The 25,947-nt window shown below is 40.8% G+C and carries 25 protein-coding genes and 1 riboswitch; of the genes, 18 read left to right on the top strand and 7 right to left on the bottom strand.

What is annotated here, in order from left to right; all coding sequences use genetic code 11:
* Nucleotides 1-28: 28 nt before the first annotated feature.
* The 8 genes from FILTAD_RS15820 to FILTAD_RS15975 all read left to right on the top strand — a co-directional run bounded on the left by FILTAD_RS15820 (nucleotide 29) and on the right by FILTAD_RS15975 (nucleotide 6,342).
* Nucleotides 29-178: a hypothetical protein gene (locus tag FILTAD_RS15820; RefSeq protein ID WP_160117592.1), complete on the top strand. Its 150-nt coding sequence runs from the start codon at nucleotides 29-31 to the stop codon at nucleotides 176-178.
* 17 nt (nucleotides 179-195) lie between these two features.
* Nucleotides 196-474: a hypothetical protein gene (locus FILTAD_RS09220; RefSeq protein WP_148085398.1), complete on the top strand. Its 279-nt coding sequence runs from the start codon at nucleotides 196-198 to the stop codon at nucleotides 472-474.
* Nucleotides 475-532: 58 nt separating this feature from the next.
* Nucleotides 533-3,247 (top strand): MBL fold metallo-hydrolase, encoded by a 2,715-nt coding sequence (locus FILTAD_RS09215; RefSeq protein ID WP_124070329.1) that lies wholly within the window; start codon nucleotides 533-535, stop codon nucleotides 3,245-3,247.
* Nucleotides 3,248-3,328: 81 nt separating this feature from the next.
* Nucleotides 3,329-3,790 carry a hypothetical protein gene (locus FILTAD_RS09210; RefSeq protein WP_124070327.1) on the top strand — a complete coding sequence of 154 codons (462 nt, stop codon included), beginning with the start codon at nucleotides 3,329-3,331 and terminating at the stop codon, nucleotides 3,788-3,790.
* Between the two features lie 92 nt (nucleotides 3,791-3,882).
* Nucleotides 3,883-4,872 (top strand): helix-turn-helix transcriptional regulator, encoded by a 990-nt coding sequence (locus FILTAD_RS09205; RefSeq protein ID WP_160117591.1) that lies wholly within the window; start codon nucleotides 3,883-3,885, stop codon nucleotides 4,870-4,872.
* 78 nt (nucleotides 4,873-4,950) lie between these two features.
* A complete protein-coding gene (locus FILTAD_RS09200; RefSeq protein ID WP_124070323.1) occupies nucleotides 4,951-5,577 on the top strand; it encodes a hypothetical protein in 627 nt (208 codons plus the stop codon).
* A 28-nt stretch (nucleotides 5,578-5,605) separates the two neighbouring features.
* The gene (locus FILTAD_RS09195; protein ID WP_238988205.1) at nucleotides 5,606-6,115 is read left to right on the top strand and encodes a hypothetical protein; all 510 of its coding nucleotides are present in this window, start codon (nucleotides 5,606-5,608) and stop codon (nucleotides 6,113-6,115) included.
* Nucleotides 6,116-6,171: 56 nt separating this feature from the next.
* Nucleotides 6,172-6,342 carry a hypothetical protein gene (locus FILTAD_RS15975; RefSeq protein WP_203229687.1) on the top strand — a complete coding sequence of 57 codons (171 nt, stop codon included), beginning with the start codon at nucleotides 6,172-6,174 and terminating at the stop codon, nucleotides 6,340-6,342.
* Between the two features lie 134 nt (nucleotides 6,343-6,476).
* Here FILTAD_RS15975 and FILTAD_RS16340 read toward each other — a convergent pair whose 3' ends face one another.
* The 3 genes from FILTAD_RS16340 to FILTAD_RS09185 all read right to left on the bottom strand — a co-directional run bounded on the left by FILTAD_RS16340 (nucleotide 6,477) and on the right by FILTAD_RS09185 (nucleotide 9,835).
* Nucleotides 6,477-6,698 carry a DUF2798 domain-containing protein gene (locus tag FILTAD_RS16340; protein ID WP_486599173.1) on the bottom strand — a complete coding sequence of 74 codons (222 nt, stop codon included), beginning with the start codon at nucleotides 6,696-6,698 and terminating at the stop codon, nucleotides 6,477-6,479.
* Between the two features lie 64 nt (nucleotides 6,699-6,762).
* Nucleotides 6,763-8,448 (bottom strand): M20/M25/M40 family metallo-hydrolase, encoded by a 1,686-nt coding sequence (locus tag FILTAD_RS09190; RefSeq protein ID WP_124070321.1) that lies wholly within the window; start codon nucleotides 8,446-8,448, stop codon nucleotides 6,763-6,765.
* Between the two features lie 22 nt (nucleotides 8,449-8,470).
* Complete coding sequence (locus FILTAD_RS09185) at nucleotides 8,471-9,835, bottom strand: alanine/glycine:cation symporter family protein (protein WP_124070319.1); 1,365 nt, start codon at nucleotides 9,833-9,835, stop codon at nucleotides 8,471-8,473.
* Between the two features lie 268 nt (nucleotides 9,836-10,103).
* Here FILTAD_RS09185 and FILTAD_RS09180 point away from each other — a divergent pair, with 268 nt between their 5' ends.
* Nucleotides 10,104-10,847: an IclR family transcriptional regulator gene (locus FILTAD_RS09180; RefSeq protein ID WP_124070318.1), complete on the top strand. Its 744-nt coding sequence runs from the start codon at nucleotides 10,104-10,106 to the stop codon at nucleotides 10,845-10,847.
* A 166-nt stretch (nucleotides 10,848-11,013) separates the two neighbouring features.
* Here FILTAD_RS09180 and FILTAD_RS09175 read toward each other — a convergent pair whose 3' ends face one another.
* The 3 genes from FILTAD_RS09175 to FILTAD_RS09165 all read right to left on the bottom strand — a co-directional run bounded on the left by FILTAD_RS09175 (nucleotide 11,014) and on the right by FILTAD_RS09165 (nucleotide 16,233).
* On the bottom strand, nucleotides 11,014-12,516 hold the full coding sequence (locus FILTAD_RS09175; RefSeq protein WP_203229686.1) for an arylsulfotransferase family protein: 1,503 nt from the start codon (nucleotides 12,514-12,516) through the stop codon (nucleotides 11,014-11,016).
* Between the two features lie 303 nt (nucleotides 12,517-12,819).
* Nucleotides 12,820-13,335 carry an STM3941 family protein gene (locus FILTAD_RS09170; protein WP_124070316.1) on the bottom strand — a complete coding sequence of 172 codons (516 nt, stop codon included), beginning with the start codon at nucleotides 13,333-13,335 and terminating at the stop codon, nucleotides 12,820-12,822.
* A gap of 867 nt (nucleotides 13,336-14,202) precedes the next feature.
* Nucleotides 14,203-16,233 carry a catalase gene (locus FILTAD_RS09165; RefSeq protein ID WP_124070314.1) on the bottom strand — a complete coding sequence of 677 codons (2,031 nt, stop codon included), beginning with the start codon at nucleotides 16,231-16,233 and terminating at the stop codon, nucleotides 14,203-14,205.
* A gap of 805 nt (nucleotides 16,234-17,038) precedes the next feature.
* Here FILTAD_RS09165 and FILTAD_RS16240 point away from each other — a divergent pair.
* Both FILTAD_RS16240 and FILTAD_RS16235 read left to right on the top strand, forming a co-directional pair.
* Nucleotides 17,039-17,359 carry an SDR family NAD(P)-dependent oxidoreductase gene (locus FILTAD_RS16240; protein ID WP_345788897.1) on the top strand — a complete coding sequence of 107 codons (321 nt, stop codon included), beginning with the start codon at nucleotides 17,039-17,041 and terminating at the stop codon, nucleotides 17,357-17,359.
* 119 nt (nucleotides 17,360-17,478) lie between these two features.
* Complete coding sequence (locus tag FILTAD_RS16235) at nucleotides 17,479-17,808, top strand: SDR family NAD(P)-dependent oxidoreductase (protein ID WP_345788896.1); 330 nt, start codon at nucleotides 17,479-17,481, stop codon at nucleotides 17,806-17,808.
* A gap of 68 nt (nucleotides 17,809-17,876) precedes the next feature.
* Here the strand turns inward: FILTAD_RS16235 and FILTAD_RS09155 are convergent, their stop codons facing one another.
* Nucleotides 17,877-18,656: a DeoR/GlpR family DNA-binding transcription regulator gene (locus tag FILTAD_RS09155; protein ID WP_203229689.1), complete on the bottom strand. Its 780-nt coding sequence runs from the start codon at nucleotides 18,654-18,656 to the stop codon at nucleotides 17,877-17,879.
* Between the two features lie 469 nt (nucleotides 18,657-19,125).
* On the opposite strand from FILTAD_RS09155, the gene FILTAD_RS09150 reads away from it, so the two are divergent.
* The 7 genes from FILTAD_RS09150 to FILTAD_RS09120 all read left to right on the top strand — a co-directional run bounded on the left by FILTAD_RS09150 (nucleotide 19,126) and on the right by FILTAD_RS09120 (nucleotide 25,947).
* The gene (locus tag FILTAD_RS09150) at nucleotides 19,126-20,247 is read left to right on the top strand and encodes an MDR/zinc-dependent alcohol dehydrogenase-like family protein (protein WP_124070310.1); all 1,122 of its coding nucleotides are present in this window, start codon (nucleotides 19,126-19,128) and stop codon (nucleotides 20,245-20,247) included.
* Nucleotides 20,248-20,319: 72 nt separating this feature from the next.
* Nucleotides 20,320-21,585, top strand: a complete 1,266-nt coding sequence (locus FILTAD_RS09145) for an MFS transporter (RefSeq protein ID WP_124070308.1) — start codon at nucleotides 20,320-20,322, stop codon at nucleotides 21,583-21,585.
* 175 nt (nucleotides 21,586-21,760) lie between these two features.
* Nucleotides 21,761-22,231, top strand: a complete 471-nt coding sequence (gene rpiB, locus FILTAD_RS09140) for a ribose 5-phosphate isomerase B (RefSeq protein WP_124070306.1) — start codon at nucleotides 21,761-21,763, stop codon at nucleotides 22,229-22,231.
* A complete protein-coding gene (locus FILTAD_RS09135) occupies nucleotides 22,228-23,232 on the top strand; it encodes a dihydroxyacetone kinase subunit DhaK (RefSeq protein ID WP_124070304.1) in 1,005 nt (334 codons plus the stop codon). The genes rpiB and FILTAD_RS09135 overlap by 4 nt, the downstream gene beginning before the upstream one ends.
* A 13-nt stretch (nucleotides 23,233-23,245) precedes the next feature.
* Nucleotides 23,246-23,896: a dihydroxyacetone kinase subunit DhaL gene (gene dhaL / locus FILTAD_RS09130; protein WP_124070302.1), complete on the top strand. Its 651-nt coding sequence runs from the start codon at nucleotides 23,246-23,248 to the stop codon at nucleotides 23,894-23,896.
* A gap of 115 nt (nucleotides 23,897-24,011) precedes the next feature.
* Nucleotides 24,012-24,971, top strand: coding sequence for a class II fructose-bisphosphatase (gene glpX, locus FILTAD_RS09125; RefSeq protein ID WP_124070398.1), 960 nt, complete (start codon nucleotides 24,012-24,014; stop codon nucleotides 24,969-24,971).
* A gap of 183 nt (nucleotides 24,972-25,154) precedes the next feature.
* Nucleotides 25,155-25,261: riboswitch (TPP riboswitch) on the top strand.
* Between the two features lie 80 nt (nucleotides 25,262-25,341).
* Complete coding sequence (locus FILTAD_RS09120) at nucleotides 25,342-25,947, top strand: YkoF family thiamine/hydroxymethylpyrimidine-binding protein (protein ID WP_124070300.1); 606 nt, start codon at nucleotides 25,342-25,344, stop codon at nucleotides 25,945-25,947.

Raw genomic sequence — 25,947 nt, 5'->3', positions numbered from 1 at the left:
TTTATTGGTGAATGGGCGAAACGAGTTGTTGAATGATCGCATGTTGAGGGTGATTGAGCGAATAGCGCTGATTGTTGATCGCATGTTGGGATTGATTGAGCGGAAAACGTTGATTGTTGATCACATGTTGGGATTGATTGAGCGGAAAGCGTTGTTGAATGATCGCTTGTTGGGTTGAATGAGCGGAAGGCGTTGATGATTGATTGCTTGTTGGTGTTGAATGAGCGGAAGGCGTTGATGATTGATTGCTTGTTGGTGTTGAATGAGCGGAAAGCGTTGATGATTGATCGCTTGTTGGTGTTGATTGAGCGGAAAGTGTTGATGAATGATCGCTTGTTGGTGTTGATTGAGCGGAAAGCGTTGTTGAATGATCGCTTGTCGGGGTTGAATGAGCGGAAAGCGTTGATGAATGATCGCTTCCCAAGTTTAATGATAGTAAGCTTGCATAATTATTTTGCCCAGCGGAAATTATGATACAATTTATGATACATGTGAAAGATTCAATAGCTAAACGTGAAGAGGAGGATACAGAATGAAAATAAGTATTTTAGGGGGAGGAAGCGAAGTCGGCGCTTCCTGTTTACATATTGAAATAGGCGGTACGAATCTATTGATCGATGCGGGAATGCGGATGCAAGGGGATGATTTACTTCCTGCACTTGGCATGTTGGATGGACTTGATGTTCCGGAATGCATTCTTGTGACGCATGCGCATGCAGATCATATAGGAGCACTTCCGATTGTCCATTCACTATTTTCGACTGTACCTGTTTATACCACACCACCTACCGCAGATTTGATGAAAATCATGATGAAAGATGCTTATAAGATTTTGGCTGGCCGCGCTCAACTAACGAACAGTTTGCCGCCTTATAGCGAAGAGCAAGTGAATGCATTGCTAGCGTCATTGCTATTATTTCCGGCCAGTGGTGTGTTGAAAGTGGGGAACGTGAAAATCACAAGTTACAGGGCAGGCCATATTTTAGGGGCTGTCATGTTTTTACTGGAAAGTGATGGAGAAAGTTTGCTTGTAACGGGAGATTTAAGTTTCAAGGCTGGAAGGACAATCTCGGGTGCAGAGGTTCCGCATACAGTTCAACCTGATGTCGTTGTGATGGAATCGACTTACGGAAATCGCATCCATACCGATCGGAATACAGAAGAAAAACGTCTTGCTGATCATGTCGTCGAAGTGATTGCAGGTGGAGGATTCGCACTTATTCCTGCATTTGCGCTCGGACGTGCTCAAGAAGTCCTGCTTGTTCTGCAAGACTATATGGATAAAGGCCTGATTCCCGAGTTTCCAATTTTCGTAGATGGACTCGTCACACCGATTAGTGGCATTTATAAAAGTTATCCACATTATTTAAAAGGACCTGTAGCGCACCGTGTTCGAAAAAATGGAGATGCGTTTCTAACGGAAGGTAGATGTAAGGCGGTTCATCCAAGAGAACGTGAAGCTGTTTTACAAGGAAAGCCCGGTTGCATCGTCGCCTCATCGGGTATGTTGACTGGAGGAGCCAGTTCTTGGTATGCCGAGCGGCTCGTTTCAGGAGAAAAGAATGCGATTTTCATCACAGGCTATCAAGACGAAGAAAGTCCTGGAAAAAAACTGCTTGACCTTGCCAATGGTGTTGAACAAACACTTGAATTGAATGGGACAAGCCACCAAGTCAAATGTCGCATCGGCAAATATGGCTTGTCTGCACATGCCGATGCGAATGAAATGAACCGATTCATCCAAACCTTGCAACCTTCCCATACATTGCTTGTCCATGGGGACGATGAGGCAAGAAGCCGACTTGGCGAACTGATTGACCCAAGATTTGAACCGACTTTGGTTGAGAATGGTGAATCGTATTCGTTTGAAAAGCGGACATCGGGAAAAAGTGTCAAAGGGAAAAGATACAGAGTCAATGACGACGCGATACAGTTACGCGACAAAATTGGAAGTCTTTTGTTCTATAGTTCGGAAGATGAACATGTGCTGAAGCTTGCCATGTGCACAGGTGTTCATCCGAAAACTAATACTCTTATTTGTCAAACGTTAAAGGGGAAACCTGTTCGTCTGCAGGCCAATCAAGTCGTTGAAACAATTGGTCGATGGGATGGCCCAATCGATGAATTGACGGAAGCAACGAACGAAGTCTTTTCTTTTTCGAGACCTTTTATAAAGCAAATAGCTTGGTCAAAGCTTCCGAAAGAAATCGTGTCGTTGAATAGGATATACGAAATACTTGGTGTAGCAAACATTAAAGATAAACTAGCCATTGCGTTAGCGATTCAAAGCTTTCCAGCAACCCATCACATCAAACATGCGGACGGCGTGAAGTATTACAAAATGGATGCACAAATGGAACGAGAGTTGGAACAACTAACACTACCCATTCAAGCGATTAAGATGAATTCAGCAACAGCATTGGAAAGTGTCAGGAATGGGCTTGCGGAACATCCACGTTTTATGCGCTGTGGTGTGAATAATATTGGAACGCCTGACGAACAACTAATGATTTACTTCGACTTTCCAGATGTACTTATGGATCCGGAAAGAAAGCTGCTCATCAAACGTTTTAGAGATGAAACTGGCTGGGAAATAGCGTTTTCCGATTCCATCCGTCAAGACTTATTACAAAATAGGCTTGTTAAACAACTAGGTGCTTCTATAGGTACGCCATCCATCCATTTACATGACCGAGTTGTAAGTGTTTCATTGGCAAAACCAGAAAACGCTGAGGAAATGAGTATTCAATTCAAAGAAACAACGGGTTTTACATTACAATTTATAGATGCCGCATCGACTAGTCCATTGAATCCAAATAATCAGAATGTCTTCAAGGTCGCCAGCGCTGAAGGGCGAATGGAAAACAATCAAGCCCTCGAAGAAACGAGAAAATGGGCGGCGGAGCGGAACATCACGATTTACAAGGCAGGCATAAAACAAGAAGTGATGGAAGTCCACTTCATCTCGCCTGAGATCGCCATACAACACGAAATGGAATTGGAAGAGCTATCTTGGCGCATCGGTATGCCTGTCGCCTATGCCAAAAATCCTAAGCAAAATGAAATCATCCGTGTCGCGATAGAATCTTTCCCGCCTTCATGGCAACCGAAGAAAAATCCATCCATTCACATGGATAGGAAAACACTTGCCGTCAAGCTAGAACAGATGCCGAGAGACGAAGAGCTGCAGAAAGTTAGTCAGAAGATTGAGGGAGAAACGGGTTATGTGCTTGAAGTGAATAAGTGAATACAAAGTGTGAGGCACCTGATTCTAAAACAAATCAATAGCGTTTTAGAATAAAATACCATTAATTGTAAGGAGGGAAATATGGGCTTAAGCCATGAATTTTACCTTATTTCCAGCACTACCGATACAAAGTACTTTTGGATGCATATGGAAAATAATGAAAGTTTCATTGACAAGGCAATCATACATGATGATTTAGTTCTCTATATGATGGATACGTTAAATTGGATTCCAAGTAAAAATCCGGGGAAAGAAGGAAATCCAACAAGCCACGGCATCAATTACTGGGGCGTAACGCTTTTTGACAAGCAGTCTTCCGAATCTTTACTAGGCATTTTCAATTCTTGGAGAGACCTTTTCAAAAATGCAATCCCTACGTTTGAACTTACTGGGAATTTCGTGGAAGGGGATGACGACCAGGAAGGACACTATGAAAAGCTAAAACTCAATCGTGATGAAGTATTGAAGCAACTGGACAAGATGATTTCATTGGTAGAAAGGTTAGCTGGAGGTGACTTCTATTTGTACCATTGCGGGATATGAAGATTGGTGAGCGGTGCTGGGTAGTCATTTAAATGAAACGCTGATAAGATAAAAGGATTAATCAATATTTTCATTAAAGGATGAGAAGTGCAATGACTACCAAACCAGTAACAGCAAGGGACCGTTTGTTGGAAGTGATTCGTATTTTACAGGAATATACCGATGATAAAACGATGTTGACGATTCACGACATTCACAGCTTTTTTCCGGAACATGTAAAAGTAGGAATTGGGGCAGTTCGTGACGATATCCAATCGCTTGAAAACTCGATTGCTTTTCCAGTTGTCGCTGTCCAACAGAAAAACGGGTTGCCTAAACGTTATTATTATGACGGACAACTTTTTGAAATACATGAATTACGCTTATTGATGGATGCCATTTCAGCAGCAAAATTCATTCCCAGACGAGATACAAATCAGTTGCTGATGAAAATAAGGAAACTGACAAGCAGGAGTTTGGCCAAGCAGTTGACGAATGAATTGGTCGTAGCTGAGCAATCGACACAAGGGGCAGTCGAAATCATTTCAACCGTACAGTTATTGCATGAAGCAATCCATGACAAACGAATTGTTGCATTCCAATATGGACGGTACGAAACGAATCTTCAATTCGTTGTAAGTCATGAAGGAAATGACTATTTCGTCAAACCGCTTGGGCTTGTATGGAATAATGATCGCTATTACTTGGTTGCGCATTTTATGCAAGAAGATGAAATCCGGCAATATCGTGTGGATCGCATGCGCAATGTCCGAATACTGGACGAGCAATTTGTAACCGATCCTTATTTCGATTTACATGTGTATACAAGCAAGATGATCCATATGTTCGGCGGTGATATGATTTCGTTGGAAGCTAAGTTTCACGAGAAACTAATTAATGTCGTCATTGATCGCTTTGGTTTAGATGCCAACATTGTGGATCAACAGGATGGCACATTTTTGCTGAAGGCCCAAGTCGCGATGAGTGAAGGCCCAGTCCGTTGGCTATTCCGCTGGGGCGGCGATGTCAAAGTCCTCCATCCCACCCAGCTTGTCGAACGAATGAAACAAGAATCGGAAAAAATGTACGAGCAATACCGATGACCTTTGTGGATATACGCAAAGGTTATTTTTTATGGGCATTTATAATGAAAGAGTAAACAATAAGAGGGGGATAATCATATGAAAAAAGTTATTTTGATATGGGGCATGTTACTAGTGTTGGTGCTTGCGGCTTGTGGTGATATCGATGAAAAAAATAGCCGGGAAGTGACACCAAAAGGCGACGTAGCCGGAGAAGCACAAGCGGGAGAAGGAGATAAACAAGAAGAAGAAAAGGAAAAGCCAGTCGGTACAAGGTCGAACCCTTTGCCATTTGGAGATACAATCACCGTGAAGGAAAACATTTATGATGACAGCTCTAACGCCTATGAATCGAATCTTGACATTACGCTACTTGAAACGATTCGTGGAGAAGAAGCTTGGGCAATTATTAAGGGAGAAAATATGTATAATGAGCCGGCTACTGATGGATTTGAATATGTGCTTATTAAAGTAAAAGGATTTTTGAAGGAATCTGAAACAGATGATGACAGTCTTTATTTTTCAGATATGAATTTTAATTTCGTGACGAATGAAGGGGAAGTTCTTGAATTCATCTCCGTTGTCATTCCGAACGGGCTTTCTAAAGAGCTTTTCAATGGTGCGACAGGTGAGGGCTTTCTCGTCAACCAAGTGAAAACCGGTGATGACTTCAAAGTGTCGTACGATTCGAGTGAAGGTTCACCTATTTTCTTTAGCGTGCAATAACTGACTAGTAAGAGTGGAGATGAAAATGATGAAGAAAGTTTTAGTTATGGCTATCATAGCCGCGTTGTTCACATTAACGGCTTGTTCGACTGGTAATGGTGCGAATGAAGAAGGAACAAAAGAAAAAAAGGATGGAAAAGAAGGTGCTCTTGAAGTTGATAAAGTACTCTTATCTGTAGAGGTGACAATCCCTTCCACGTTTATGGAAGGGGAAGACATCGATACAATAATTGCTGAAGCAAAAGAGAACAGCATTAAAAATGTAACGAAAAACGAGGATGGATCCGTAACATATGAAATGTCAAAAGCTAAACATAAAGAAATGATGAAAGAAATGAAAACGAATGTAACGACCTATGTCGATGAGTTGATCAGTGACGAAGAGCTTCCATCGATTAAAGACGTTAAATCCAATGGTTCTTTCTCGGAATTCACAGTAGTCGTCGACAAGATGCTGGCACAGGGGAAATCTTTGGCATCGTTGTCTATCCAGATGCGTTGGAGGAAATGGTATAACCGGTTGTGTTTTATTAGCTAGTAAGTACTAACACTTCGGTGCCAGGTGCTGACAACGAATACAAGGGGGAGTAGTATATGAAAATCATTGGCATTCTTTTACTCATTGTTGGTGGAATTGGATTGATCCTATCGTCTATGATGTTCGGCGATATCGGCATTGCCGCAGCGATTGGCTCGATAAGTGCGATACTTTCGGGGATAGGATTTTTGAAGTTGAAAAAGCAGCAAGTAGTAGGGGTGAAGTAGATTGGACTTCCTATATAGGTGTGGCGATCGTGCATAATAGTACTGTCATTAACGGAAGTTATAACGGTAATGAAAATTCAAAGAAAAAGCATAATCCTCGAAATGAGGATCATGCCTTTTCCTTGTTATCATCTTTAAACGTTTGCCTCAGGCTTTTGTGTCGATGGTTTAATATATTTGTTTAATAGCTTCCGTGAGATGGGTCCCACAATTAGTAACTGCGATGGAAGCGCCACGATAAAGTTTAGACTCATTATTTTAAGGTGAGCCATGAAAATTGACCTTCCAATCTCTGTTAAGTGGCACGTTAAAATAAATCCGTAAACTGACATAATCGGGACCATTATAGAGACCATACAAAAAGCAATCGCCGCAATGAAGTTGATTACTTTCTATTCACCATAATAACTTTCACCAAAATTATACAGGTAGCATGAGCTCTTCTTCTGTAGCCTCTACTAACAACTTAACTGTCGTCTGTTGTATTAGCTGAGGCAATACACCAAATGAGTAGGGTTTATAAATACGTTCTGTCCATTTATGTCCGTCTTTTCCGTAAACCCCCATGTTGATGGAAGGGATGTTCAATTTCTGTATCGCCTTATAAGGAATAGGGAAGAAGGTTTCCCATTCAGGTAAGTTATTAAGCAACGGGGAAAGCTCCTCTTCCGTCTCGTGAATAGATAGGAAACTACCATCTGCTAGGTAAGGAAAGAACTTTTTCAATGCGAATTTCTCTCCCGTTTCAACTTCCATTTTTTGAAGGATACCGGTAATGGAGTCCTGTATTTGTTTATCACGTGAATCTGTTTCTTTTAAATAATTATGTGGTAAAAAAGGCGGTGCAAAAAATAGAATAACTCGAGCTTTTTTAGCCGGATCTGCGGCTTGTAGGGCGCTAACAATTTCAAAACTTATTTCCCTGAAATCATCTGCTGTTTTTTCTTGAATTGCTTTTTTAATGATGGAATGTACATTGATACCTTTAGCCAATAACATGTTTACGTATTGTTCATACGTAGTTACCTCGATATCCCATGTTAGATCACGAGTTGGAAGTCCTGTAAATTCAATGTACTGATGAAATTGTTCTTTCAAGTACGTTTCAGCTTCTAAGCACACTTTTTTTGTTTCATGAAGTAATTTTTCGAGAATTTGTTCGGGTGTATCTTCGTAAACAAAGTAGTTAAAATACAGATGGCTACTTGATGCTGTTTGAACAGTGTATATATCTTTCGTATCACGTTGGTAGAGACACGTGGGTGGTAATACCAATTCACCAGGAATTTTTTCTGCCAATTCATAACGATTATGAATATGTTCCGTAAGTTTAGCAGCGATGAAGTTTGGATCGATACCCGATAACGTATCGCCTACATGCACTTCACGGCCGTAGATGTGGAAGCACGGAAGAATTTTACCGGCAGCCCCAGTATAAATGTAACGGTGGGGATCTCCATCATAAAGAGGAGTGATAAAATCTGTATTAATGGCAAGTACATACTCCAAGCCCTGTTCTGCCTGAAGTCGGTTTAATTCAGCAAGTGCACCGATAATGCCGCGATGCTCACTTTCTTCATCTCCATTTAGCATTAATAAAAGATTTCCTTGTAGTTCTTCACGGTGTTCTGAGAAGTGGAGAATATTCGCCATATGAACGGCGGCGCCGCTTTTCATATCAACCGAACCACGGCCAAACATCCAATCTCCCGAGCGCGCTTCTTTTTGTATTTCTTTGTCATTATCATAGGAACAAAAGAACTCAGCCAATGCATCAGGAGAAAAAGCCTTATCTTTTAATTGGCCAAAGTCTTCAACGCCTACGGTATCAATATGTGAGTGATAGATAATGGTTTTCTTAGTAAAAAGTTCTCCTTTTACAAACGCAAAGACATTTTTTCGACCAATTGGATCGTTTTTGATCGATTGCATCCATAGAAGATCTGGATTTTGTTGGAAGTATGGAAACGTTTTTAAAATTGAATAGAGTTCCTCAGCTACTAATACTTCTCCATTTGTGCCGTTGATGCTGTTGATGCCAACCAAATGTTTTGCTATTGCTTCAATTTGTTGTTCAGTTTTCAGTGAATGGATTTGTTGATACATGTCAGTTGCCTCCTACTAATAATTATTTTCTTTTTTCTTTAGGATAAAAGTTCGTAAAGTAATCTTTCGTGATTTCACGTACTTTACCATTTAAGAATAAAACAGCAATGACATTTGGTATGACAACAGCTGCGAGTAAAAGGTCGAGAAATTGCCAAATGAATTGCAATCCACCAACAGCTCCAACGACAATCGCTGCAATGTAAACGAAACGCATGACCTTTGCAAAAGTTGTTCCAAACAAAAACTCTGCTTGTTTTTCCCCATAGAAGATAATGACTACAACCGTCGTAATTACGAATAAAAACAGCGTTGCCGAAACAATGAATCCGCCGATTGAAGCGCCAAAGACTGGAACAAATGAAGCTGCTACCATCGTCGATGCATCATTTGTAGGGATGTCTTTCCAAACGCCAGAAGTTAGAACGACGAGTGCTGTAATCGTGCAAACAACCAAAGTGTCGACAATTACTTCAAAAATTCCCCAGAAACCTTGCTTTGCAGGATGATCATTCATAGCAGCTGAGTGGGCAATAGGTGCCGTTCCCATTCCAGCCTCGTTTGAATAAAGTCCGCGCGCCAGTCCCCATCGTATTGCCGCAGCTACACCGGCTCCAGCAAATCCACCAGCTGCCGAGATAGGCATAAATGCATGCTCGAAAATAAGAGTAAAAGCAGTTGGTACTTCTTTTATGTTCACCGCAATGACGATAAAAGCACTTAGCAAGTAAAGAACAACGATAACTGGAATAAGTTTTTCAGATACTTTCCCAATCGTTTTAATGCCACCATATGTAACTAAAATAACAAGAATTGCAACAAAGATCCCAGTCATTAAAGGAGAAATTCCAAATGAGCTATCCAATGTTGCGGCTATTGAGTTAGATTGAACCATTGTACTAGCCACAACTTCTATCATTAACGCAAATGCAAAGAAGTAGGCAATATTTTTCCACCCTAATCCTTTTTTTATGTAATACATGGGCCCGCCGACGTATTCGCCATTCACATTTTTTTCGCGATAATGAATGCCGAGAACAACCTCTGAATACTTCGTGCCAATTCCAATTAATGCGACAAGCCACATCCAAAAAATTGCACCAGGCCCCCCTAATGCAATCGCAACAGGTACACCAACAATATTCGCGGCCCCCATTGTTGAAGCAAGTGCGGCTGTTGTAGCCTGGAACGGTGTTAATGTGCCAGGAGCATCGCTTTTGGCAAAAATTTTCCCGAATGTTTGAGCCATAATATGAGGAAAATAACGGAATTGGAAAAAGTTAAGCCGAATTGTAAGAAAGAACCCCCCACCAATAAGTAGAATAATAAGTGGCATCCCCCAGATGAAATTTGATGCTTTTGCTATGAAATTAGTGAAGTTTTCCACATTGCCAACCCCTTCAATCTATAAAATATGTATGGAAAGCGCTTTCATTCCACAATGCGGAATAGATTCTGCATTGTGGAATGACTTGATAAACTTTATTTAATCTCATTTTTGAGGGGTTGTCAATCACTTAATTCAAAAACGGGAAGGTTCTAGTAATTTACACAACTAACGAGGTCTTGTAAACTCTAGCTTATAGGCTATAAATTATGGAACGCTAAAAATAGAAGAGATACAAACTTGGTAAGTTGAGAATGGAGATGAAGAAATGATTCAATCTATTAACCGTGCAATGCAAATTATAGAAACGCTATCCCAGAACGAAAAGGAACAGTGGTTAGCTTCAGAATTAGCCGAGGAGACGGGGCTCCCCATTAGTACTGTATATCGAATCACGCAGTCCCTGATTCAACATGGGCTCGTTACACAAATTGAAGCTACGAAACACTATGAGCTTGGCTATAAGTGGATGGAGTTAGGATTGAAAATGTTTGAAAAGTTAGATGTTCGAGATGTCACTAGACCCGTTTTGGAAAGGTTGGCACTTGAGGTGGAGGAGACTGTCTATTTAAATCTTCCGCGCGGGTTCCATTCGATTATTATCGAACGAATAGATAGTCCGCGAAATGTTAAAATCCTTGACAGTATTGGAGAGAGAATACCTTTACATATAGGAGGGGCGAACAAATCGATTTTGGCGAACATGCCACATAAGGAAGTTGAGGAAATTCTTGAAAGACTAGTACCCGTTAAACTGGAGAGGGAGGAGTTTAAAAAGGAACTAGCCAGCGTTAAACAAAAGGGATATGGAATTAGTTATGGTGAGAAGACGAAAGGGACGATTGCAATTGGATCACCAGTCTTTGACTTTGATGGTCGGGTGGTAGGAGCGATTAGCATTGAAGTTTTAGCGTACGACATTACCGATGAACGCATGCGTTTTTTTATTGAAAAAGTATATGAGGCCGCGCAACAAATTTCATCGGAACTTAGTGGAGCTCAACTAGGGTAAAGATCCTGTATAGTACAAACGAAAGTTTATACTATCAAAGGTGCGGTTGCTTTATCGTTCCTGTACTTGCACTCCAAGCAACTTCGGCCACTCAAAAGGAATGTATACGAATAAATAAAAGAGACTTCCGATATAATTGGAAGTCCCTTTTATAGTAATAAAGAATTTAATAGCCGCAAGAAATCCACGACCTACCGATGATTTCACACTTCGAATTCAACGCATGCACCTGGAAGTAGGGGCCGACTGAATCAACATGAATGGCTGTCTCAAATCCGGTATGAGGGGTTTTACATACTACCACGGACAATGTATTAGGTGTTGGACCGGCTAGCACCTGCCAGGCGACAGTTTCAGTTGAACCGTTCCATGATGCATGGACATTCGCCGAATCATGACCTACCGGATTTACTGCAATACTTGGCGGATAAAGTGGCAAACCCACCCATTCATTCTTAAATGCCCGATAAGAAAAATTTGAGCCAGGAAACTGCATATCATAGATAAAGTTAACTGAAGGATGCTCTTTTGTATTGCCAGCATTTTTAAATTCAGAGAGAAAGGGTCGTGCTCCCCAGCCGACAAATTGATTGCCACCCGGAAGATCTTGAAGATTTCCACGATGTGAAACAGTTAGCAGAGGATCATGGTAATAGGTTCGATCCACTTTTGCAGTCATGTTCTGGTAATCGAGCTGAAGGATTAATCCGCGAGCCGGTCCTTCAGGCGGGGAGTCTGAAGACGCACAACACGAATTATCAAACAAACTGATTCGTTCTCCCGGTCTGAAACGGGCATCATGTTGCCAAGAAAATGTCGCAGCTGGACCAAACGTGAAATCAGTTTGTTTTCCACCTAGTTGCCAAATAATCTTTCCTGTTGCTTTGTCGATCTTATAAATGGCCCCCATGTCACGCATGCTGATGAGCACTGTATTATCCGGACCATCCTCAACTGAATTCATGTGGAAACAGTCCCAAATACCATTGGAAAATGTTGCAGAAGAAATAGAAACCATTGAATCTGCAGGGTCAACATGGGAAAGCGTATCCCAAAAGAAAACGAGCTTTCCTGTCACAAGATCGATTTCTTGAATGGCGTAATTGTCAATATATCCATCTACCGGACCCCCATAAGGCGATAAATCCGCAGGCACGGGTTTAACGGCGGCAAACAAAGCTGTATTCCGTTTTGTAATAACAAACTCATGAACACCAGCCGTGTATCCCATTTGGGCAGTAATTGTTTTGATGACTTGGTAATTCTGGTTGATAATTTGAAAATGAGCACCAGGTAAGGGATCTCCCATTGGAAGAGGTGGATGTGCAGATTGTGAGCCGGATATCGTTCCTTGCCATAGCGTAAGAACGGGGTGCCCGAAGTAGGATTGTAATCTGAAATTCCGATTCTGCGTGTAGTTATCAAGTGGTCTAAACCAGACGGGATTACCTTCCTGGTCCATAATGAGTGTGCCCGTTTGCCCAATCATAGGTGTTCCATACAATGTATAGGGCGCAACGAATATAAGACCGGGAGCTGTTCCGGGTTCATTTACATTTACAGTCACTTTCATTGGATGCAAGAAAGGGGCCGAGGCGAAGTCCCATACTTGTGAGCTTGGATTGTTTGTAGATTTTAGAGATGGGTTCTTCGGTTTTGAATCATCCATTACCATCACCCGCTTTCATGATCAATCGTAACTGACAAGAACCGATTGTTTGGTAAAGTATATGAGGCGGGGTTAATAATATGTATCTTCAAGGCGGGTTTTAGGTGTCTTTCATTAGTTAGAAATAAATAATAAACTATCCCGCCAAAGACCTTTGCTACTATCCGCTAAGGTCTATTTACTTTTCCCGCTATAGTAGACGAGAGTGTCTAAGATATTACGTTTATCTACCATAGCGTGTAACGTTCTTTGGGAATAGAACGTCCGCAAACTACACATATCGTTTACGGAGTTCCTACTTCACTAAATCAAATCTTCACTTTTTTTGTTCCAGTGAATGGAAACTTCGTGTTTAAGTTCATCTAGCGAACAGGGTAGAGTATCAAAAATCACATTTACTTGTGCACTTTTTAAATTTTGATTTGCCGTATGTAACCATCTTTTTATGCCTCTTGTACGATGAATAATAAGAGCGGGATCATATGTGAAAATCTTAATACTTCCAGAACTGAAGATAATATCTTCTATGTCTTCCCAACGTATTAACCCTACGTCAATCACAGTCGAATGATCAATAATTCCATCCTTAGTTATGGAAAATGCCGGTTTTTTAGTAAGCGCTACATTCAATACGAAGAGTAAAGGCCAACCGCCGAAAAGGATGGCTATTATGCCAGTAATTCGTCCTAAAATGATTATCAGGATGCCTTTGTCTGAAGGGATGACCAAAAGAATAAGTCCAACCGCGATAAACAAAAGTGATAAACTAGCAAGCAGTATCAATTTCTTTCTTGGCCATTCAAAGGAAAAATCATTCATTAGTAATCCACAACTTTCTGTAATGTATAAATCTAACTATATATCTAAACGTTCTCATCTACAAATGAATAAAATCGTATTTATATGAAGGTAAAAAGTATTTGCTACTAATCACTGGGGAATGGGGAAATTGGGGGAATCAGAGAGGGCTGAGGAATCCATGAATACCTCCTTAGTAATCGCATCTTATTTTTTACAAATAAAGAAAAAGCATGACCCACAAACTAAAGGACCATGCTTTTTCTATTCCTCCAATAAAAAGAGGGTTGCACTCGGAAAATTTGAACGTTTTTTTCGATTAAAAAACTATTCTTTCTGACGACTATTACCTATCTCCTAGCAGTGCAGTTGGATAGGGCTGACTCAATTAGCCATTTAGACCATGCAGTCGCAGGGTGTTTAGTACGCGATCTACATTACTGAAGTCAGTCTTCAAATTGCACTTTAACAAAAAACTGAACGCTTTCTGCTTGGTTAACACATAAAGCTGAGAATCCCATAACGTGATTCTTGAAAAGTGTACCGATCGTCAGCAAAGCAAATTTTTCCGCCAAGGCTGTGCAGTTCATCCACAGAATCACCAGCAGGTTACTCGTCTACTGGGTTCATCCTACGGTTGTTCCGCCTTGTAATCTATCTATACCCATGGAGGGGGAGGATAAACCTTTTAAGCAAACTAATTTTAATATACCTGGGTATCGGAAACTGACACACCATTTGTGCTCTTAAAATTATGGCAGCACCTGGAACCGAATTGAAACGACAACAACTGTCTTTTATAGGGTAATGATGTTTGAATCAAGGTATTTCCTCATACTGGAAGTACAGGGGAATAACAAACGCTATTCCCCCATAATTGATGATTAATTAGATTCTATCCCAAAAGCGTTGCTGGGTGATGGCGGAGACAAATTCCTCTCCGAAGTTTTGGCTGTTTTCAGCAAAAACAATGCCGGTTGCCGGTCTAATTTGAAACTGAGACGATGCAGCTGTCGCAACACCAATAGGTTTATAACTCTTAAACAGCACGTTTATAAAATACATAACGTCTTGATGGAATTTTGCTTCATTTTTAGCATTTCCTCCGACGATATAAAGTGAGTCAAACAAATAAGGGCTGGCTGTAAGACATGTTTGATCGACTTTAAGTATTGTGCCGTCGGTACCAGTAACAGTGCCAAGGCTTTCCCCAATGGTGACAACAAAAACTCCATGTTGTTCCAATAGGTTAATCAGATTTGTTACCTCATTACTGTCAAAACCATTTCCAACCAGTACACCTACTTTTTGCGTAGATGCGGACTTTGGTGTATTCATCAGGCTAAGTGAAGGGTAACTCGTGGAGACGGAGACATGGGTTCCGCTAGGGTGATCGACACCGACATGATCAGCAATGGCACAAGCCATTTCCTTATCCACGTTGGCCAGTAAATTGACACTTTGCTGGCGAACCGATTCACTCTTTACTTTCCCCAGTTGATAACTAATTGCTTCAATTAAGTGCTGCTTTTCAACAGGTTCCATACTATTCCAGAAGATTCTTGGTTGCGTAAAATAATCGTTGAACGATTCACTTCGTCCTCTAATCTTGTGGCCTTCTATTTTCTCCGGATAGTGCTCATAGCCACCTTCTTCCGGAGGAGTTGTGTGGGGCGTATTATTTGCTAGCGAATTTTTATGGTACGATACCTGATCAACGTCGATTCGAAACCTCGCACCGCCTCTTCTCTGATTATTATGAAACGGACAGACGGGTTGATTGATAGGTAGTTCCTGAAAATTGGGACCCAGTCGATGATAGTGTGCAGGTAGATATGCAGCTAACCTTCCTTGCAGAACGGGATCATTTGAAAAATCGATTCCTGGCACGACATTTCCAGGGCTAAAGGCTACTTGCTCCGTTTCCGCAAAGTAATTATCCACATTTCTATTTAACGTTAACTTTCCAATAAGTTCAACAGGTATAACTTCTTCCGGCCAGAACTTTGTAGGGTCAAGGACATCAAAGTCATAGTTGAATTCATCTTCCATCGGTATCAACTGGACACCTAATTCATATTCAGGGTAAGCCCCACGGTCGATTGCCTCTCGAAGATCCCTTCGATGGTAATCGGGGTCGATTCCACCGATTTTCTGTGCTTCATCCTGAAGTAAGGCATGGGTACCGAGGACAGGCTTCCAAACAAATCGAACAAATGTTGCTGTCCCTTCCGCGTTAACAAACAGGTACGTATTTATTGACCACGCTGGCATCATTCGGTAGCTTCTTACAATACCATAATCAGACATGATCCAAAGAACCTGGTGAAGACCTTCCGGATTATTGGCGACATAATCCCAAAAAGTATCGTGTGCAGCACTAGCTGTTGGCATATCATCACGTATGTTATTAAAATACGCATGCATCGCATCAGGAAACTTCATCGCGTCGTTATTAATAAGTACGGGATTATTAATCGTTGTCAGATCGTAGTTTCCTTCTTCAGTATAAAACTTGGCGCCCCAGCAACGCATATCCCTTGCCGTATCCTTGGACCCACTTCTCCCTTGTACGGTAGAAAATCTGTTAAATACAGGGGTCTTTTTTCCAGCTTCCTGTAAAAATCCAGCTTTTGTCACATGCTTCATGGATTTATAACATTCAAATTCCCCATGCGCCCCGTAACCTCTAGGATGAACCACCCTTTGCGGTATCTCTTCTTTTACAAAATGCGTCATTTTTTCAAGGTACTGCTGGTCCTCGCGTAATGAAGGACCGCGTACACCGGCTTTTAATTGATCCTCATCGTTTGATATTTTTCTCCCTACATTTGTCGTTAATGGCTTTCCGGAATTTGTTACGCGGTACTGATCGAGTTGCTGTTGTTTTTTGTTTTCCGACGATGACTTTCCATCCATGAAATCACCTTTCCTTCTATTAATTTTTCCATCCTCATCTATACTGTCCAATTTATAATTCCTTTAACACAAACTAATGGGTAAAATATAACAGTTCTGCTTGCTGGTGAGCAATAGAAAACGGGTACCTATGCATGGTATTATTCTCGAAAACGGGTACCTTTTCATAGTGCTATTCTGACAATACACTATAATTTCATATTTATGAGCTGGGAATTGGATAATTGTAGGGTTTTGGTGAAACGTTGTGAGGTGCGTAGAAAACGTTGCTAGATTCAGGGATTTTGTTGCTAGGTTGGCATTTAAATTGAACAGCACCCACGCAATTCGATTTAAAGCGGTGCAAGAAACTAAGTAGTGTAATTTGGTTGAAATTAGTCTAGCAGATTAAGATGGAACGCCGGATGATACAAAAGTCTCACGTACGGTGTGAAGCAGGGGGTAAGGTGGAGTTAATTTCAAAGCTATACCTATTGCTATTAATTACGTAGAGATACAATGAAGATCGGGCGAAAGATTGATGTCTGATCTTTATTGTATCTCTATCGAATTGTATGGATTGTCTGTATTTATTTTTGTTGTAGGTACCCGCACAACTAAAGAACCGGCAAGATTGCAATGACTGACTTTTTGTATTGGTTAGCATTTTAGTTCCATTCGAATCGGGATAAAACCTTGTAGAATGCTTTCGATAAACGAAAAAGAGAATATGAAAAAACGTAAAAAAATACAAAAATCCAATTGACGAAATGGAAACTATTATTAGCATACTCTGATAACCTAAAAAAATGGAGGTGCTAAAATAATGGATTATAAAAATCTATTTAGTTTAAAGGGGAAAACCGCTCTTATTACGGGAGGTGCAAGGGGACTAGGTAAGGCAATGGCCGAAGCATTGGCACAATCTGGATCTAATATCGTTATTGCTGATATGGATGTAGTATCTGCAGAAAAAACAGCCGATGAGTTGTCTTTGTTTGGTGGAAAAACATTAGGCTTGAAAGTAGATGTTACAAATGAAAAACAAGTGAAGGAAATGGTCAATCGGATTGTCAGTGAGTTCACAGAACTTAACGTTGTCATCAACAACGCTGGAATTTGTCAAAAGATAACTGTGGAAGAATAAAGTTTTGAAGACTGGAAGAAAACGATGGATGTTAACGTTAATGGTGTTTTTCTCGTTTCCAAATATTCCGGGAAACAGATGAAAGTGCAGGGGGTGGCTCGATTATCAATATCGCTTCGATGTCCACCTTCATTGCGAATACAGAAGCACAGTCTGCCTATAATACATCAAAAGCGGCTGTAGCGATGATGACAAAAACTATGACTTCCGAGTGGATAGGAGACAATATTCGTGTCAACGCAATTGCACCCGGATATATGAAAACGGAAATGACCAAACTGATTTTCGAACTGGGCGGCGAACTTGCCCATGTACTCGATATGTTTCCGATGAAATGCCTAGGCGAACCGCATGAACTAGGTGGACTTGCGATTTATCTAGCATCCGAAGCCTCATCATTTGTTACTGGATCGTCATTTATCGTCGATGGTGGATACACAATCTGGTAAGAATTTTTTTGCAGCAAGACGAAAGAATGATAAAAAAAGGTAGCTGGAGGAAAATCCAACTACCTTTTTTAATAGCTATCAGAGGAAGCTATAATAATATCTACATGATGTTCAGCGAGTTTTTCGCTATATCCTTCGGGCATTTCGTGGTCAGTAATAATCATATCAATTTGGTCAGTCGTTGCAAAGGAGGCAATGGAAATTTTATTCATTTTCGTTTGGTCAAGTAACGCAACTATTTTTTTCGATGCTTGGACCATCGATTTTTTCAATTCAACTTCATACATACTAAAGTCCGTTAAACCGGATTCAATGGAAAAGCCGTTTGCGGAAGTAAACATAATATCAATATGAATCTGATTTAAAATATTGATGCCAAGAGTACCTTCTAGCGATTCAGAACCTTTCTTTACGATTCCACCCAGCAGAATCACCGTAATATTCGGATGAGAGTTTAGTTCGAGTGCCGTATTTATACCACTTGTAACCACCGTTAACCGTAACGGTGTTTCCTTTAATAATCTAGCCAATTCCAATGCGGTTGAACTTGCATCGAGCATAATACATTGGCCGTTTGAGAGAAGTTGTAAAGCTTTTTGTGCGATTGCCGCTTTTTCACAACGGTTTTTCTGTTCCCTGATGAAAAAGCTTGTTTCGCTGTCTGTTTGGTTTGCCAACATAGCACCGCCATGCGTTCTTTTTAACAAACCTTCTTCTTCCATCTTCGATAAATCAGTCCGCAATGTTGCTGCAGAGACATCAATCACTTTTGAAAGATCTTTAATCGTTACACGTTTTTGATCAGTTAATTTATCTAAAATAAGCTTTCTTCTTTCCGGTGCAAACATCTTTTTCACACAATCACCTGCGTATCTACATTATTTTTCCGATGAATACTCCCTAAAATAACAACAACTGAAAGTTAAATAAAGTATATGGACAAATACAAAGACAGTTAAGAATTTATATACTAGATAAAAAAGCGATTAAATCGTTATATCCAGATTAGCACCCCAGACCAAAAGTTTAAAGGATAAACGGGCCGTTTTCAATAGTAGGGGTAATTAAACTTTTATATCACATAAAATTATACTCGAATTGAATCGATATGAATAATAGTTGCGATTGTTATTATTTTAAAAGGTCGAGTGTAAATGAAAATAAACAAAAGAAACCGATAAAATATATTGACTGTTCGATAACAAAAATATTATAATGAAAACGATTACATAAGTAAAATTAAACAATCTGAAATAACTTATTAGTGGAATGTCAATTAACATGAAATAAAAAAACTATTAGTAGGAGAGATGTTAAATGTCTACAAACAATCAAATAGAAGAAAAAACTAGTTTGGAAACAACTATACCTAAAACGATGAAAGCGGTTGTAGCCTATGAACCGGGTGATTACCGGCTTGAAGAAGTAGCTGTTCCTAAGATCACTGATGGTGAAATTCTTATAAAAGTTGAAGCATGTGGAATTTGCGCCGGAGATTTGAAAGCTTTTGATGGAGCACCTAGTTTTTGGGGAGATGAAAAACAACCAGCCTATATCAAAGCCCCAATGATACCGGGGCATGAATTTATTGGGCATGTCGTTGAACTTGGCGAAGGTGTTAAAGGGGATTTCCAAATTGGTGACCGAGTTATTTCCGAACAAATCGTTCCGTGCTGGGATTGCCGTTTCTGTAACCGAGGTCAGTACTGGATGTGCCAGAAACACGATCTTTATGGATTTCAAAGCAATGTAAACGGTGGAATGGCCGAGTATATGAAGTTCACAAAAGAAGCTATTAATTACAAAGTTCCAGAGAGTCTACCGATTGAAAAGGCAATATTGATAGAGCCATACGCATGCTCTTATCATGCAGTGGAACGCGCTAAAATAGAACTTGACGATGTTGTTGTACTTGCAGGTGCAGGAACACTTGGTCTTGGGATGATAGGTGCTATTAAAAAATCAGGGGCTGGTAAACTAATTGTCCTTGACCTATTCGATGATCGTCTCGAATTAGCAATGCAATTTGGTGCAGACATGGTATTGAACCCAATGAGAGACAATGTGGATAAAATTGTGAAGGACTTAACGGAAGGCTACGGCTGCGACGTCTATATAGAAGCAACCGGTGCACAAAAATCTGTTGAGCAAGGATTAAGCATGATCCGAAAGTTAGGTACATTCGTCGAGTTCAGTGTATTTAAAGATCCTGTAACAGTGGATTGGAGCATTATTAGTGATCGTAAAGAATTGGATGTTCTAGGATCCCACCTTGGTCCGTACTGCTATGAACCGGTAATGAAAGGAATAGTAAATGGTGACCTGCCAACAGAAGGTGTCGTGACACATGAGTTACCCTTGGAAGATTTCATAAAAGGCTTTGATTTAGTTAGAAGTGGAACAGACTCACTTAAAGTAATCCTAAACCCAAGTCTGTAAAGAACTGTGAAAGAATAGAATTCTATCTTTTGGTAGGATCCATTATACCTTAAATGAACTGGGGGAAGTGCAATGAATAAGGGGCTTTTAGGAAAGCTGGGGATGGATTCCAAGATGGCTCTGGGCTATTTCGGCGTTTTGCTATTTATGATGGGGGATGGGCTAGAGTTAGGCTGGTTATCTTCGTATTTGATTGATAATGGTTTATCAGTACAACAATCCGCGCTCCTATTTAGCGTCTATGGTTTTGCGGTTGCAGTAGCAGCATGGCTTTCCGGTGTGCTTGCGGAAGTACTAGGGCCGAAGAAAGTGATGACGCTTGGACTAATTTTATTCGTTACGGGGACAGTGGTATTTTTGACAGTTGGTATCCCGACAATGAATCTAGCAGTCATGATACCCACATATTCATTACGTGGACTTGGTTATCCGCTATTTGCTTATTCATTCTTAGTTTGGCTGACATATCATGCACCAGTTGAAAGACTTGGAACGGCTGTAGGGTGGTTCTGGGTTTCATTCGCAGGAGGGTTGAATGTGCTCGGTGCTTATTATTCAAGCTTTGCACTGCCTTATCTGGGTGAAATGAAAACACTCTGGAGCGCACTGATTTTTGTAGCAATCGGTTCGGTATTAGCTATCTTTTTAAATAAAGATGATGGAAGTAACCGAAAGGTGTTTGAATCGAAAGCTGCTATGTTCAAATATATATCTAAGGGGATCACGATTGCATTCGAACGGCCCAAGGTTGGAATTGGCGGCATTGTCCGTACAATCAATACGGCAGGAGCTTACGGTTTAGTAGTCTTCTTACCTGCATTTATGATGGATGTCGGTTTCACGCGTACCGAATGGCTGCAAATTTATGGAGCGCTTTGGACAAGTAATGTAATTTTCAACTTAATTTGGGGGATTGTCGGAGATCGTGTAGGCTGGAGAAATACGGTTATGTGGTTTGGTGGAATAGGTTGTTCCGTCTTCATCATGGGACTCTACTACGTTCCCCATACATTCGGTCCGAATTATCTTGCCACTATGGCTGTGGCAATTTGTTTCGGAGCATGTGTAGCGGCGTTTGTACCATTGTCTGCTTTAATCCCGTCGCTTGCACCAGAAAACAGGGGAGCAGCAATGTCGATTTTAAATTTAGGTGCGGGACTCAGTACATTTCTTGGCCCGGCAATTGTTGGTATTTTCATCGGTACTGTCGGCACGCTGGGTGTCCTCTGGATTTACTCAGGTCTATACGTCTTCAGTTCAATCCTGATGATTTTTGTAACATTACCTAAGAAAGAGAACGCAACAGCTAAGGCAGCAGATATAGCAATTACTCAATAATAATTGAAAAAGGGAACGTCTTTCATAAGATGTTCCTGCTTTTTTTATGAATTATCGCCAAACGATTATAAATGAAAGTAAATGAAAAACAGGATTGACTTTTGTGTGCGGAAATGAAAAAATGTGAATATAGATTGTATGAAAAACAAGGAAACTATTGAAGGGGCGATGTATTATGAAGATAGGATTAGGATCTGACCATAACGCGTTTGATATGAAAGGCAGTTTAATAAAATACATAGAAGGACTTGGACATGAGGTAGTCGATTATGGCTCCCAGGACTCATGTACGGAAATAGATTATCCACAAGTTGCATTTGATGTAGCGGAAGCTATTAATGAAAATGAACTAGATCGCGCTATCCTTGTTTGCGGTACTGGAATCGGGATGGCGATTGCAGCAGGAAAAGTACCAGGCATTCGAGCGGCGTTATGCCATGATACGTATTCTGCTGAACGTGCACAAAAAAGTAATGATGCACAAGTTCTAACAATGGGTGCAAATGTGATTGGCATAGAGGCAGCTAAAAAAGTAGTGGAAATGTACCTTGATTCCGAATTTCCTGGTGGGAACTCAGCTAGAAAAGTACAGCAAATTATGGACAAAGAACAAGAGTTTCTAAAAGAGGCAGGGGTTCAAGCGTGAAAAAGCTAATTAATAACCCAAGATATGTTGTCGAGGAAATGATTGAAGGGTATGTATTGGCACACCCAAACCATGTGAGACAGTTATCGGAAAATGCACGCTCAATCGTAACGGCCAAAGAAACACGTGAAGGGAAAGTCGGCGTACTGATTGGCGGCGGTTCCGGTCATGAACCGGCCTTTATGGGATATGTCGGAGATGGAATGGCAGATGGCGTGGCGGTAGGTAACATTTTTGCTTCACCACCTCCTGATCCGATTTTGGAAGCAACAAAAGTGATTGACAAAGGCGAAGGTGTTGTCTATATATATGGTAACTATGCAGGAGATCTTATGAACTTCAGCATGGCAGCCGAACTTGCAGACCTTGAAAGTGGTATTAAAGTGGGTTCAGTGATTGTAACAGATGATGTTGCTTCCGCCCCGAAAGACGAAATGGAAAAACGCCGGGGAATTGCGGGTGAGTTCTTTGTTACGAAAGCAGCTGGTGCTGCTGCAGATAAGGGATTCGGTTTTGATGATGTTGTACGTATTGCACAAAAAGCAAATGATTCCATGCGGACAATGGGTGTAGGTTTGACACCTTGTTCACTTCCGCAAACTGGAAAACCGAGCTTTGAACTTGAAGAAAACGAAATGGAAATTGGTTTGGGACATCATGGCGAGCCTGGTCTTGAAAAAGGTGAATTGCAGCCTGCTGACCAAGTAGTGGATCGTCTTGTACGAGACATTTTCGCTGATATGCCAATTGAATCCGGCGAGAAAGTCGCTGTACTGGTCAATGGATTAGGTTCTACAACAAGAATGGAACTTTACATTATGTTTAGACGGGTTAAACATTTATTGAATGAAAAAGGAATCGTTATTCATCGTTCATATGTTGGCGACTATAGTACATCACTTGAAATGGGCGGCGCATCTATTACAATCATGAAATTGGATGACGAGCTAGCTGAGCTGGTCGATCATCCGGCAGATTGCGCGATGTACACTCAAAAATAAGGGGGACCTATCAATGAAAATGACTGCCGATGAGTTGAAAAATTTTTTAATGAATGTGGTAACAATGATAGAAGAACAAAAAGAATATTTGTGTGAACTGGATCGGAAACTTGGAGACGGTGATCATGGCGTCACAATGTCAATTGGCTGGCAGGCAATCAATGATAAGTTGAATGATGAACTGAAATACGAGCAGGACTGTGGCAAAATTGCTATCATGACGGGCCGCACATTTTTGAGCGCAGTAGGATCGTCAGTAGGGCCGCTTTACGCAACTGGCTTTATGCGAGGGGCAAAGGCTTTTCAAGGTAAAACAGAGGTAAATGATGTAGAGCTGAAAGATTTCTGGGTAGCATTTGTCGAAGGCATCAAAGAACGTGGTAAAGCTGAAGTCGGCGATAAAACTATGGTTGATTCACTTCAACCTGCTTTAGAAACTTTGCAGGCCAGCTTTGATAAATCCAATAATTTCGTAGTTTCATTTACTGAAGCAGTTGCTAGTGCATATCAAGGTATGGAGTCGACTAAAGATATGTTATCCAAACGAGGAAGGTCAAGCCGTCTTGGAGAGCGTTCTCTGGGGACGATAGATCCTGGTGCTGCATCAGCCTATCTGATTCTTGAAACATTTTTAAAAACAATGAATGCTAAAAAAGTAGTTTAACAATTAATATCCACTGCCCATCGACAGTCGTAATTGGATAAATGGGCAGTGGTTTTTTATTTAAGTAGTTTTTACTATCAAAAACAATTAAATAGTTATGGGAAGGGTGAACGGATTGACGGAATTACAGGTGGAAAAACGTCAAGATATACAGTTACTAACCAGTGAGTTTTTAAAAGTCGTACAACAAGCTGCAACTGCTGTGTACCCGTGGATTGGTAGAGGGGATAAGAATAAGGCGGATGGCGCTGCAACAAAAATGATGAGGGATGCAATGGGCCACATAGACATGGATGCCCGTATTGTCATTGGAGAAGGGGAAATGGATGAGGCACCAATGCTTTATATTGGCGAAAGGCTTGGAACGGGTAATGGGTCTTCTGTTGATATAGCAGTTGACCCAGTTGAAGGAACGACACTTGTCTCAAAAGGGCAGGATAATTCACTGGCTGTCATCGCGGTGGCAAAGCAGGGGACACTATTACATGCACCTGATATGTATATGGAAAAGATTGCAGTCGGGACAAAAGCAAAAGGTAGCATCAATCTGAATGTTTCTCTAACAGAAAACATGAAATCAGTTGCACTGGCATTAGGGAAAGATGTAAGTGAATTGACAGTAATGATACAGGACAGACCGCGGCATGATCATTTGATAAAACAAGTGTATGATGTAGGTGCGAAAGTACGAATGTTTTCTGATGTAGATATAACGGGTGCGATTTCGACTGCTATTGATGAAGAGGATGTAGATCTGTTAGTGGGCACTGGCGGTGCACCAGAAGGCGTCATTGCTGCTGTCGCTTTGAAGTGTCTTGGAGGAGACTTCCAAGGAAGACTTGTTCCTGAAAATGATGAAGAATTTGCGCGTTGCATCAAGATGGGCATAGCTGATCCACTAGCTGTATTAACAATGGATGAAATCGTAAAAACCGACGCTTGTTTCTTTGTTGCCACAGGCATTACAAACGGTTCCTTATTAAAGGGTGTACGTAAAAAAGAAGACGGCAAGATGTTCACGCATTCCTTTATCGCGACGAAAAATCATTCGCAGTTTATTGAAGCACGTCATTGAGTGTAATCTACCTGTGCAAGAAATTATCGTAAAGGTTTAAACAATCATGATTGTTTCTCACGCAGCTACTGAAGATTATATAACTTTGAATTATTGCTTTACAAAGAAAGATTCATACTATACACTAAAGGCGCTGAAGAGACTTCGGCAAAATAATAGATTCACATTAAAAATCGCATACGTTTTCTGCACTAGGGGTGCCTATTTTTGGCTGAGATGAGAGCATTTGCTACAATCCCTTATAACTCGAACCAGGTAATACTGGCGTGGGGAAGTGCGGTTACTTTTTCACTAGATCTCTATACGTGAAAAATAGCTGCAGCTTCACGGGTGCGGCTTTTTTTGTGGAGAAAAATAGGGGGAAACGATTTTGAAATCATCTTTGTCTTGCGGTACGAGTCCGATTGTTGGATTGAGGTTTTCAATCCATCCAATGGCGGACAACTTTGTAGAAATTATTAAAGGGGCTCTCTCCAAAGCGGATACATCGAATGTGTGGATGCATACAGATGATGTTAGTACCGTCATGCGTGGGAAGGAAATTCACGTTTTTGATACAGCGAAGGCCATCGTTTTACATGCAGCGGCAACAGGAGCGCATGTTGCATTTAATGGGACTTTTTCAATTGGTTGTCCTGGCGATACTACGGGCGACAGTTATTTAGAAAAAGAGGATGTCTTGGTGAATGAACCTAACGTTAAAGACTATCGTCAATATGTATCTTCGCAATTTGGGTTATATCCGATGAACAATCCAGATTATATGGCGATTATTTACAAAGAAGTAGAACGTGCGAAAGAATGCGGTGTCTTTAACGAAAGTATGCATTATGCAAGTGGATTGCACGGGGACATTCATGATGTATTTGCTTTTTTGGAAGAAACATTTATGCACGCACGTTCCGAACAGAATAAGCACCTCGTCATGACAGTAAACATGAGCATTAACAGCCCTTCACACAAAGGGGGTTCATAA

The organism is Filibacter tadaridae (assembly GCF_900609045.1).
GTDB lineage: Bacteria > Bacillota > Bacilli > Bacillales_A > Planococcaceae > Sporosarcina > Sporosarcina tadaridae.
The sequence above is the reverse complement of the archived record's forward strand: the minus strand, read 5'-3'. Positions and strand labels throughout refer to the sequence as shown.